Source organism: Acidovorax sp. PRC11 (assembly GCF_031844105.1).
Taxonomy (GTDB): Bacteria; Pseudomonadota; Gammaproteobacteria; order Burkholderiales; family Burkholderiaceae_C; genus Paracidovorax.
This window is the reverse complement of record NZ_JAUZUQ010000009.1, coordinates 144,576-156,558: the sequence shown is the minus strand read 5'-3', so window position 1 is coordinate 156,558 and position 11,983 is coordinate 144,576. Positions and strand designations below refer to the sequence as shown.

The window sequence follows — 11,983 nt, the reverse complement described above, 5'->3', positions numbered from 1 at the left end:
CGCGGCGGCTCACAGCGGAATGTTCCCGTGCTTGCGCCACGGGTTCTCGATCTTCTTGTTCTGCAGCATCACGAGGCTGCGGCAGATGCGCTTGCGCGTTTCGTGCGGCAGGATCACGTCGTCGACGAAGCCGCGGCTGCTGGCCACGAAGGGGTTGGCGAAGCGCGCCTTGTATTCGGCCTCGCGCGCGGCGAGCTTCTCGGGGTCGTTCTTGTCCTCGCGGAAGATGATCTCGACGGCGCCCTTGGCCCCCATCACCGCGATCTCGGCGTTGGGCCAGGCCAGGTTGACGTCGCCGCGCAGGTGCTTGGAAGCCATCACGTCGTAGGCGCCGCCGTAGGCCTTGCGCGTGATGACCGTGATCTTCGGCACCGTGGCCTCGGCATACGCATACAGCAGCTTGGCGCCGTGCTTGATGATGCCGCCGTACTCCTGGCTGGTGCCGGGCATGAAGCCGGGCACGTCCACGAAGGTGACGACGGGGATGTTGAACGCATCGCAGAAGCGCACGAAGCGCGCGGCCTTGATGCTCGACTTGATGTCCAGGCAGCCGGCCAGCACCAGCGGCTGGTTGGCCACGATGCCCACCACGTTGCCGTCCATGCGCGCGAAGCCGACCACGATGTTGCGCGCGTAGTCGGGCTGCAGCTCGAAGAAATCGCCGTCGTCCACCGTCTTGGCGATCAGCTCCTTCATGTCGTAGGGCTTGTTGGGGTTCTCGGGCACCAGCGTGTCCAGGCTCAGGTCCTTGCGGTCCGCCGGATCGGTGCTCTTGCGCACCGGCGCCTTCTCGCGGTTGTTGAGCGGCAGGTAGTTGTAGAGGCGCCGCAGCATCATCAGCGCCTCGACGTCGTTCTCGAACGCCATGTCCGCCACGCCGCTCTTGGTGGTGTGCGTGACGGCGCCGCCCAGTTCCTCGGCGGTCACTTCCTCGTGCGTCACGGTCTTCACCACCTCGGGGCCGGTGACGAACATGTAGCTCGAATCCTTCACCATGAAGATGAAGTCCGTCATGGCGGGCGAATACACGGCGCCGCCCGCGCAGGGGCCCATCACCATGCTGATCTGCGGGATCACGCCCGAGGCCATCACGTTCTTCTGGAACACGTCTGCGTAGCCGCCGAGGGACGCCACGCCTTCCTGGATGCGCGCGCCGCCCGAATCGTTGAGCCCGATCACGGGCGCGCCGACCTTCATGGCCTGGTCCATGACCTTGCAGATCTTCTCGGCATGCGCCTCCGACAGCGCCCCGCCGAACACGGTGAAGTCCTGGCTGAAGACGAACACCAGCCGGCCGTTGATCATGCCGTAGCCCGTCACCACGCCGTCGCCGGGAATCTTCTGGTCCTGCATGCCGAAATCGGTGCAGCGGTGCTCGACGAACATGTCCCACTCTTCGAAGGTGCCGTCGTCCAGCAGCAGCTCGATGCGCTCGCGCGCGGTGAGCTTGCCCTTCTTGTGCTGCGCCTCGATGCGCTTCGCGCCGCCGCCCTGGCGGGCCTGCTCGCGTTTTTTCTCCAGCTGTTCCAGGATGTCTTGCATGGTCTTCCTTCCAACGGTCCGCGAATGCTTGCTCGCTTGTGTGTTTGTTTGCTCGATCGGTTGTCGGGTGTGGGCCCGGTCACTGGTCCGTGATGCCGGCGGCCCGCAGCAGCTGCCGCGCGGCGGTGGAGGCCGCGACGCGCCCGCCGAGCACGTCCTCGCGCAGCGCGGGCAGTAGCGCCTGCACCTGCGGGTGCGCGCGGAACGCCTGCTTCAGGCCCGCATCGATGCGCTCCCACATCCAGGACTGGGCCTGCCGGCGGCGGCGCGCATCCAGGCGCCCGTTAGCCCCCTGCACGCGCCGGAAATCCCGCACCGCGGCCCAGAACGCATCCACGCCCCGGCCTTCCAGCGCACTGATCTGCAGCACGCGCGGATGCCACAGGGTGTCGTCGTGCCGCGCATGCTCGGGATTGCCGTGCTGGCCGATGAGCCGCAGGCTGGAGGTGATCTGCGCCTCGGCGCGCGTGGCGGCATGCGGGTCGATGTCGGCCTTGTTGATCACCACGAGGTCGGCGATCTCCATCACGCCCTTCTTGATGGCCTGCAGATCGTCGCCGGCATTGGGCAGCTGCATGAGCACGAACATGTCGGCCATGCCGGCCACCGCGGTCTCGCTCTGGCCCACGCCCACGGTTTCCACGATCACCACGTCGTAGCCGGCCGCCTCGCAGACCAGCATCGCCTCGCGCGTTTTTTCCGCCACGCCGCCCAGCGTGCCGCTGGACGGGCTCGGGCGGATGTAGGCCTGCGGGTGCACCGAGAGCTGCTCCATGCGCGTCTTGTCCCCCAGGATCGAGCCGCCCGACACCGTGGAAGACGGATCGATGGTGAGCACCGCCACGCGGTGGCCCTGGCCGATCAGGTAGAGGCCCAGCGCCTCGATGAAGGTGGACTTGCCCACGCCCGGCACGCCGCTCAGGCCCAACCGGAAGGCGTTGCCCGTGTGCGGCAGCAGCGCGGTGAGCAGTTCGTCGCCCTGCGCGCGGTGGTCGGCGCGGGTGGATTCGAGCAGCGTGATCGCCTTGGCCATGGCGCGGCGCTGCACGGGGCCGGGCGCGCCGGTGATGCCGGCGTGGAGCGGGTGCGCGTTCATGCGCGGCCCTCTGCGGAAATGGCGGAGCGGACGAAAGGCATCGCGGGCGCACGCATCCTCAGGCGGCCACGGCTTTCCTGATCTGCTCCAGCACGTCCTTCGCGCTCGCCGGGATCGGCGTGCCCGGGCCGTAGATGCCCTTCACGCCCGATGCATACAGGAAGTCGTAGTCCTGCTGCGGAATCACGCCGCCCACGAAGACGATGATGTCGTCGGCGCCCTGGTCCTTGAGGGCCTGGATGATGGCCGGCACGAGCGTCTTGTGGCCGGCCGCGAGGGTGGAGACGCCCACCGCGTGCACGTCGTTCTCGATCGCCTGGCGCGCGCATTCCTCGGGCGTCTGGAAGAGCGGGCCCATGTCCACGTCGTACCCCAGGTCGGCAAACGCCGTGGCCACCACCTTGGCGCCGCGGTCGTGGCCGTCCTGCCCGAGCTTGGCGATCATCACGCGCGGGCGGCGGCCTTCGGCCTCGGCGAACGCGTCGATCTCGCCCTTGAGCTTTTCCCAGCCCTCGGCCGAGTCGTAGGCGGCGGCGTACACGCCCGTCACCTTCTGCGTATCGGCGCGGTGGCGGCCGAACACCTTCTCCAGCGCGTCGCTCACCTCGCCCACGGTGGCGCGCAGGCGGATCGCCTGGATGGACAAATCGAGCAGGTTGCCGGTTCCCGATTCGGCTGCCGCGGTGAGCGCGTCCAGCGCCTGCTGCACGGCCGCCGCGTCGCGCGTGGCGCGGATGCGTTCGAGCCGCGCGATCTGGCCGTCGCGCACCTTCATGTTGTCGATCTGCAGGATGTCGACCGGGTCTTCCTTGGCCAAGCGGTACTTGTTCACGCCCACGATCACGTCCTTGCCGGAGTCGATGCGCGCCTGCTTCTCCGCGGCGGCGGCCTCGATCTTGAGCTTGGCCCAGCCCGAGTCCACCGCGGCGGTCATGCCGCCCATGGCCTCGACCTCTTCGATGATCTTCCAGGCGGCATCAGCCATGTCCTGGGTGAGCTTTTCCATCATGTAGCTGCCGGCCCAGGGATCGATCACGTTGGTGATGTGCGTCTCTTCCTGGATGATGAGCTGCGTGTTGCGCGCGATGCGCGCCGAGAACTCAGTGGGCAGCGCGATGGCCTCGTCGAAGCTGTTGGTGTGCAGGCTCTGCGTGCCGCCGAACACCGCCGCCATGGCCTCGATGGTGGTGCGCACCACGTTGTTGTATGGGTCCTGCTCGGTGAGCGACCAGCCGGAGGTCTGGCAGTGCGTGCGCAGCATCAGGCTCTTGGGGTTCTTCGCTCCCGTGCCCTTCATGATGCGGCACCACAGCAGCCGCGCGGCGCGCATCTTGGCGACTTCGAGGTAGAAGTTCATGCCGATCGCCCAGAAAAACGAGAGCCGCCCGGCGAACTCGTCCACGTCCAGCCCCGAGTCGATGGCCGTCTTCACGTACTCCTTGCCGTCGGCCAGCGTGAAGGCCAGCTCCAGCGCCTGGTTGGCCCCGGCCTCCTGCATGTGGTAGCCGCTGATGGAGATGGAGTTGAACTTCGGCATGTTCCGCGCCGTGTAGCCGATGATGTCGCCGATGATGCGCATCGAGGGCTTGGGCGGGTAGATGTACGTGTTGCGGACCATGAACTCCTTGAGGATGTCGTTCTGGATGGTCCCGGAGAGCTGGTCCTGCCGCACACCCTGCTCTTCCGCCGCGACCACGTAGCCGGCCAGCACGGGCAGCACGGCGCCGTTCATCGTCATCGAGACGCTCACCTTGTCGAGCGGAATGCCGTCGAAGAGGATCTTCATGTCCTCCACGCTGTCGATCGCCACGCCGGCCTTGCCCACGTCGCCGGTCACGCGCGGATGGTCGCTGTCGTAGCCGCGGTGGGTGGCGAGGTCGAACGCCACGGAGACGCCCTGCCCGCCCGCCGCCAGCGCCTTGCGGTAGAAGGCGTTCGATTCTTCCGCCGTGGAGAAGCCCGCGTACTGCCGGATCGTCCAGGGCCGCACGGCGTACATGGTGGCCTGCGGGCCGCGCAGGTAGGGCTCGAAGCCCGGCAGGGTGTTGGCATGGGGCAGCCCCGCCACGTCCTCGGCGGTGTAGAGCGGCTTCACGGTGATGCCGTCCGGCGTGACCCAGTTCAGCGCGGAGACATCGCCACCCGGTGCGGACTTGGCCGCCGCCTTCGCCCAGGCGGCGAGATCGGCGGGCTGGAATTCGGGCGGGGTCGTCGGGCTGCTGCTCATGGAGGGCTCACGTCGGGGTTTTGCTGTCGATCGGAGATTGCGCGCCGCCTTGTCTCCGGGCGTGCGCGGGAAGCGAAGACTAGTCTAGCCGATTCCGTAATTATTAATTCATCATTTTTATGACGTACCATTCCGCGCCATGGCCACTGCCCCGCTCACCCCGCGCCCACTCTACGAAGAGGTGGCGGAGCAATTGCGCCAGCGCATCTTCCGGCGCGCACTGGAGCCCGGCAGCTGGATCGACGAGCTGAAGATCGCGGAGGAGTTCGGCATCAGCCGTACCCCGCTGCGCGAGGCGCTGAAGGTGCTCGCCGCCGAAGGCCTGGTCACGATGAAGGTGCGGCGCGGCGCCTACGTGACCGAAGTGTCCGACAAGGATCTGCACGACGTCTATCACCTGTTGGCTCTGCTGGAAAGCGATGCCGCGCGCGTGGTGGCTGAAAGCGCCACGGATGCCCAGCTGCGCGAACTGGAGGCCCTGCATGCCGAGCTGGCGGCCTCGGTGGCCGACCGCGATCGCTTCTTCGGCGTGAACGAGCGCTTCCACATGCGGCTGCTCGAACTGGCGGACAACCGCTGGCGCAACCAGATGGTGGCGGACCTGCGCAAGGTGATGAAGCTCAACCGCCACAATTCGCTGCTGCGCCAGGGCCGGATCGAGGAATCGCTGCGCGAGCATGCGGACATACTCGCGGCGCTGTCGGCCCGCGATGCCGAAGGCGCGGCCCGCGCGATGCAGGACCATTTCAGCCGGGGCCTGCGGGCCGCGGCCTGAACACGGCCGCGCCTTCCCGGGCCGCGCAGCCCGTGGACGGGCGATCCGACCGCAGCGGGAGCGCCGGCCTCGGGTATTCACCGCACGGCTTGCCGGCCCGGGCGGCACGCCCCATCATTGGCACCACACGATACCCAAGAACACGTCGGGCCGACGGGACGGCCATCGGCGGTGCGCGAGTGGCCCCGGCCACGCTCCAGGGAGATGCGCAGCCGCCCACACCGGGAGGAAGATCGGGCATGCTGGAGCTGGAACGTTTTTTCCTGCTGGACGGTGGCGGCGGATTGCCGGCCGACGCACTGCTCACGGGCAGGCATGATCCCGCACTGGTCGCACTCTCCGTCGCGGTCGCCATCCTCACATCCACCCTCGCGCTGCACCTCTCGGGGCAGGCCCGCGACGCCCAGACGGTGCTGTCGCGCCGGCTCGCGCTCACCAGCGCCGGCGTGGCGCTCGGCGCCGGCATCTGGTCGATGCATTTCATCGGCATGCTGTCGTTCACGCTGTGCACCACCGTGGGCTACGACATCACCGTCACCCTGCTTTCGATGCTGCCGGCCATGGCCGCGTCCTGGCTCGCGCTGTCGCTGCTGGCGCATCCGCACGTCGAGCGCCGGCACCTGCTACTGGGCGGCGTGCTGGTCGGGGCCGGCATCGGCACCATGCACTACATGGGGATGGCGGCCATGCGCATGGCCCCGCTGCTGCGCTACGACCCGCTCTGGTTCACCGCTTCGCTCGCGGTGGCCGTGGGCCTGGCGAACGCGGCGCTGTGGGTGCGCTTCATGCTCCAGCGGCGCATCGGACTCTCCCCCTGGCAGGCGAACCTGCTCGGCGGCGCGATCATGGGCACCGCCATCTCCGGCATGCACTACACCGCCATGGCGGCCGCGCGCTTCGTCGGCCAGGCCGAACCGGGCGGTGGCGACGGCCGCCAGTGGGTGCAGATGCTCGCGCTCACCGTGACGCTGGTGACCGCCTGCGTGGGCCTGTTCGCCGGCGCGGTGAACGGCTTCATCCTGTACCGCGACCTCTACCGCAAGGTGGGGCGCGAGGAATCCCGGCTGCGCACGCTGGTGGACACGGCCGTGGACGGCATCGTCACCATCGACGCGCGCGGCATCGTGCAGAGCTTCAACCCATCGGCCGAGCGCATCTTCGGCTACCCGGCCGCCGAGGTGCTCGGCCGCAACGTCCGCATGCTGATGCCTGCGCCGCACGCCCCGGCGCACGACGGCTACCTGCAGCGCTACCTGGCCACCGGCGAGGCCCGCATCATCGGCACGGGCCGCGAGGTGGCCGGCCTGCACCGCGACGGCAGCGCCGTGCCCCTGCGCCTGGCCATCGGCCGTGCGGACACGCCGGACGGCCCGCTGTTCGTGGGCTTCCTGACCGATCTGCGCGGCATCAAGGAGGCCGAGATGCGCCTGGGCATCGCCGCCAGCGTGTTCGAGCACAGCTACGAGGCGGTGCTGATCCTGGATTCCGACCACCATGTGGTGGACGCCAACCCCGCCTTCGAGCGCATGACCGGGCTGTGCCGCGACGACGTGCTCGGCACGCCGGTCGAAGACCTCTACCCCGCGCCGGCCGAGCCGGACGACGACACCGGCACCGAGACGCAGGGCGGCCGGCCGCGCTTTCCGGCGATCTGGCGCTCCGTGCAGTCGCAGGGGTACTGGCAGGGCGAGGTGCTGGGGCGCGGCCTGGGCATCGCCATGCCCCAGCGCATCTCCATCGCCAGCGTGCTCGGCAAGGAGGGGCATCCGCACCACTACATCGTGGTGATCAGCGACATCAGCCAGATCAAGGCGCACGAGCGGGAGCTGCAGCACATCGCGCTCTACGACAGCCTCACCAATCTGCCCAACCGGCGCCTGCTGGCCGACCGGCTGGTGCAGGGCATCGCCCAGGCGCAGCGGCGGCGGCAGTTGCTGGCCGTGTGCTATCTCGACCTGGACGGCTTCAAGCGCGTGAACGACCAGCACGGACACGCGGCCGGCGACCAGCTTCTCATCGAGGTGGGCCGCCGCATCCAGAGCCAGCTGCGCGCGGAAGACACCCTCGCCCGCCTGGGCGGCGACGAGATGGTGGTGCTCATCAACGGCCTCCAGACCCCGGAGGACTGCGGGCCGCTCATCGAACGCATCCTGCAGGCCGTGCGCCAGCCCGTGCCTCTTCCCAAGGGCCAGGGGTTCGTCTCGGCCAGCATGGGCCTCAGCTTCTATCCGCTCGACGGCGGCGACCCGGACCTGCTGCTGCGCCAGGCGGACCATGCGATGTACGAGGCGAAGCAGGAGGGCAAGAACCACTGCCGGCGTTTCCGCGCGATGGGATAATCCACGGAATCTGCCGGCGGCCATGCCGTCCTCCGGCGCATCCGCCACCCTTTGTCCCCCGTTCCCGTGTCTCCTTCCGCCGCTCCCCACGCATGGCGCCTGTCCGTCGCCCCCATGATGGACTGGACCGACCGCCACTGCCGCTATTTCCACCGTCTGATGAGCCGCCACGCCCTGCTCTACACCGAGATGGTGACCACGGGCGCGCTGGTGCACGGCGACGTGGAGCGGCACCTGCGCTTCAATGTGGAGGAGCATCCGGTGGCGCTGCAGCTGGGCGGCAGCGAGCCGGCCGATCTCGCGCACGCGGCGCGGCTCGGCGAGCGTTGGGGCTATGGAGAGATCAACCTGAACTGCGGCTGCCCGAGCGAGCGGGTGCAGCGCGGCGCGTTCGGGGCCTGCCTGATGAACGAGCCGCCATTGGTGGCCGACTGCGTGAAGGCGATGGTGGACGCGGTGGCCGTGCCGGTCACCGTGAAGCACCGCATCGGCATCGGCCGCAGCGAGGAATACGGCTTCGTGCGGGATTTCGTGGGCACCGTCGCCGAGGCCGGCTGCCGCGTCTTCGCCGTCCATGCGCGCAACGCCTGGCTGGAAGGCCTCTCGCCCAAGGAGAACCGCGAGATCCCGCCGCTGCGCTACGACGTCGTGCACCGGCTCAAGGCGGAGTTCCCGCAGCTCGTCATCACGATCAACGGCGGCCTGGCCACGGATGCGGCCGTGCGGCAAGCCCTGGACGGCGGCCTCGACGGCGCGATGATCGGCCGCGAGGCCTACCACAACCCCTGGTGGCTCGCCCGCTGGGACGCGCTCTACTTCGGCGAGCCCGATGCCGGGCTCACGCGCGAGGGCATCGAAGACGCCATGGTCGACTACATGGCACGCGAGGCCGCGCTGCACGGCACGCCGTGGTCTGCGATCGCGCGGCACATGCTGGGCCTGCGCAACGGGCTGCCCGGCGCGCGGCGCTGGCGGCAGGTCTGGAGCGACCATCGCCTGAAGCATCTGCCCGCGCACGAGGTGCTGGCCATCGCGCGCACGCCGCTGCGGGAGCCTGCGGCGGTGGTGCAGGATGCGCCCGAGCCCGCGCCGGCCGCTGCGAGCTGACCCTCGCCCCTCCCGCGGCCGTCAGGCCACTTCCGCCCCTCCGGTCTGCGCCGCGATCCATTCCTGCAGCGGCACGGGCTGCGCATACAGGTAGCCCTGCATGGCATCGCAGCCATGCTGCGCGAGGAATTCCGCCTGCGCGGCGGTTTCGACCCCTTCGGCCACCACGCGCAGCCGCAGGTGCTGGGCCATCGACAGGATGGCGCGCACGATCGCGGCGTCGTTGGGATGGTCCGGCGCATCCTGCACGAAGCTCCGGTCGATCTTGAGTTCGTAGAGCGGCAGGCGCTTCAGGTAGGCCAGGCTGGAATAGCCGGTGCCGAAGTCGTCGATCGAGAAGCGCACGCCGAACCGTACCAGTTCGGCCATGCGGCGCGCCGTGTCCTGCCAGTTCTCGACCAGCAGGGTCTCCGTCACCTCCAGGATCAGCCGGGAGGCCGGGGCCCCGCTGTAGGCGAGCGCGTCGCGCACGCAGCCGACGAAGTCGTCCTGCCGGAACTGCCGGGCGCTCACGTTCACCGAGATGGTCCTGTCCAGCCCCGCGGCGTGCAGCCGTGCCAGCGCATCGCAGGCGCGGCGGATCACCCGGGCGCCGAGCCGCACGATCAGCCCGGAATCCTCCGCGATCGCCACGAAGCGCGCCGGCGACACGCTGCCGTGCGCAGGATGCTGCCAGCGCAGCAGCAACTCGCCCCCGCAGATGCTGCCGTCCCGGTCCACCTGCGAATGGATGTGGATGTCGAGCGCGTCTTCGGCGATGGCCTGCGCGAGGTCCTGCTCCAGGGCCAGCCGCTCCTGGGCCGCTGCCTGCATGTCGGCCTCGAAGAAGCATACGCGGTTGGCGCCGGAGGATTTGGCGCGGTACATCGCCGTATCGGCCTCGCGCAGCAGGTCGTCCACCGACTCCCCGCCCTTGGGGAACAGCGTCACGCCGGTGCTGGCGGTGACGGAATAGTGGATGTTGCTGCCCAGATCGTAGGGCGTCTCCATGCCCTCGCGCAGCCGCGCCGCCATCGCGCCCGCCGCATCCACGCCGGCCTGGATGCCGTTGGCGATGCGCGGTATCAGCACGACGAACTCGTCCCCGCCGATGCGCACCACGCTGCCGAAGCCCTGCAGCAGCCGCTCCAGCCGCCGCGCCACCTGCACCAGCAGGCGGTCGCCCGCCGCGTGGCCCCGCGCATCGTTGAGCTGCTTGAAGTTGTCCAGGTCGATGAAGAACAGCGCGCCGGTGCGGCCGTCCCGCCGCGCGTGGTCCAGCGCCGCCTGCAGCTGGTCGAACAGCAGCCGCCGGTTCGGCAGGCCGGTCAGCGCGTCGTAGTAGGCCAGCTGGTGCATGGCGGCCTCGGTTTCGCGCCGGCTGGTGATGTCCCGCGCAAGCGCCACGTAGTGCGGCGGGGCCGCGGTGGCGCCCGGCCCGCCGGCCGGATCGGAGGGCCGGCGGGCGACGGACAGCTCGAACCACCGTGGGCCGGCGGGCGTGTCCTGATGGAACTGCCTGCCCAGCGAGACGCCCTGGGCCTCGGCCTCGCGCAGCGCCTGCAGGAATTCGGACGCCACCGGCGCGGGCAGCACCTCCGCCAGCAGCCGACCCTCGAACGCCCGGCTGGGCTCGGAGGAGAGGTCCGCGAGCGCCGAGCGGTGGTAGTGGATGCGCCCCGCCAGGTCGAGTTCGAACAGCACGTCGGGCACGGCCTGCAGGATGCCCTCCAGGTTGTCGCGCACGGTGCGCAACTCGCTGGTCATGGAGCGCGCCAGGGCCAGCGCCCGCTGGTGGCCGGTCGCCTGCAGCGCGATGAACCAGCCCGCCAGGATGCTGAAGAGGGCCCCGAGGCAGGCGATCAGGACGTGGTTGTCGCGACCGAGCCGCTGGTCGAAGACCGGCAGCGGCTCCATGGTCAGCGTCCAGGGCCGGCCGCCCACGTCGAGCACGCGCACTGCACGCAGCGGCTCGGCGCGGCCGGCAGGCGCGGGCGCGTCGCCCTCGCGCGAGTCGTACAGCTCCGCCGCCTCTCCCGCGCCGGGCGCGGGGCCGTCCTGGATGCGCAGGGACAAGGCCGGATCGAGTTCACGCATCAGCGCGCTCGCCACCACCGCCACGCGGAACGGCGCCGCGACCCAGCCGTGGATGGCCTCGCGGCGCCCTTCCAGCGTGGCGGGCGTGCCGCCGCCGCGGTAGACGGGCAGGAACATCATCACCCCGGGGTCTTCGTCCTGGGCCACACTCCACAGTCCCGAGAGCGCCATCGCTCCGGTATCGCGCGCCCGGTCCATCGCCTCGCGCGCGGCCGGCAGGCTGCCCGTGTCGAAGCCGAGCGCGCTCAGGTTGCCCCGCGTGCGCGGCTCCACGCGGGTGACCAGCGCATAGGCGCCCCGGTCGCCGCGCGAGCGCACCTCGTACCGGTCCAGGCCCTGGGCGCGCATCGCCTGCACATGCAGCCGCAGGTTCTCGTGCGGGACCAGTTCGAGCAGGCACAGCGCCTGCAGGCCGGGACGGGTCTTGTCCAACTGCAGCGCCGTCACATAGGTGGAGAATTCTCCCGGCTCGATGATCTCGGAGCTGTCCACGTAGCCCTTGAGCCCCCGCAGCACCATCTCGTAGCTGCCCATGCGGCCCCGCAGACCGGACACCAGCCGCTCTGCCGCCGCCTCGAAGTTCTGCTGGCGGCGGGTCTCCTGGACCTTCTCCGCATGGTGCCAGTAGAGATAGGTCACGCCCAGCAGCGCCGCGGACAGGACCGGCGCGAAAACGATGCGCACGTGCCAGAACGGCACGGAGGTGCGAGGTGGCGAGCCCGGACGGCGGGAGGGAGGTGAGGGGCTCATGGGCGGCGCAGCGTGGCACGACCGCGGCGCCGTGGCAAGTCCTTCGGTCGCCCGCGCGCAACGTGCAGCCC

General features: G+C 69.7%; 7 protein-coding genes. 3 read left to right on the top strand and 4 right to left on the bottom strand.

Annotated features, from left to right (window positions below; genetic code table 11):
- Positions 1 to 9: 9 nt before the first annotated feature.
- From Q9R47_RS12720 to scpA, 3 genes are all read right to left on the bottom strand, one after another.
- Positions 10 to 1,542 carry an acyl-CoA carboxylase subunit beta gene (locus Q9R47_RS12720; protein WP_311233561.1) on the bottom strand — a complete coding sequence of 511 codons (1,533 nt, stop codon included), beginning with the start codon at positions 1,540 to 1,542 and terminating at the stop codon, positions 10 to 12.
- A gap of 79 nt (positions 1,543 to 1,621) precedes the next feature.
- Positions 1,622 to 2,638, bottom strand: coding sequence for a methylmalonyl Co-A mutase-associated GTPase MeaB (meaB, locus tag Q9R47_RS12715; protein ID WP_311233560.1), 1,017 nt, complete (start codon positions 2,636 to 2,638; stop codon positions 1,622 to 1,624).
- Between the two features lie 58 nt (positions 2,639 to 2,696).
- Positions 2,697 to 4,865, bottom strand: a complete 2,169-nt coding sequence (gene scpA, locus Q9R47_RS12710) for a methylmalonyl-CoA mutase (RefSeq protein WP_311233559.1) — start codon at positions 4,863 to 4,865, stop codon at positions 2,697 to 2,699.
- Between the two features lie 139 nt (positions 4,866 to 5,004).
- Here scpA and Q9R47_RS12705 point away from each other — a divergent pair, with 139 nt between their 5' ends.
- From Q9R47_RS12705 to dusA, 3 genes are all read left to right on the top strand, one after another.
- On the top strand, positions 5,005 to 5,640 hold the full coding sequence (locus Q9R47_RS12705) for a GntR family transcriptional regulator (protein ID WP_311233558.1): 636 nt from the start codon (positions 5,005 to 5,007) through the stop codon (positions 5,638 to 5,640).
- Between the two features lie 239 nt (positions 5,641 to 5,879).
- On the top strand, positions 5,880 to 7,979 hold the full coding sequence (locus Q9R47_RS12700; protein WP_311233557.1) for a diguanylate cyclase domain-containing protein: 2,100 nt from the start codon (positions 5,880 to 5,882) through the stop codon (positions 7,977 to 7,979).
- Between the two features lie 66 nt (positions 7,980 to 8,045).
- Positions 8,046 to 9,086, top strand: coding sequence for a tRNA dihydrouridine(20/20a) synthase DusA (dusA, locus tag Q9R47_RS12695; RefSeq protein WP_404977138.1), 1,041 nt, complete (start codon positions 8,046 to 8,048; stop codon positions 9,084 to 9,086).
- Between the two features lie 21 nt (positions 9,087 to 9,107).
- Here dusA and Q9R47_RS12690 read toward each other — a convergent pair whose 3' ends face one another.
- Positions 9,108 to 11,861 carry an EAL domain-containing protein gene (locus Q9R47_RS12690; RefSeq protein ID WP_311233556.1) on the bottom strand — a complete coding sequence of 918 codons (2,754 nt, stop codon included), beginning with the start codon at positions 11,859 to 11,861 and terminating at the stop codon, positions 9,108 to 9,110.
- Positions 11,862 to 11,983 lie beyond the last annotated feature (122 nt).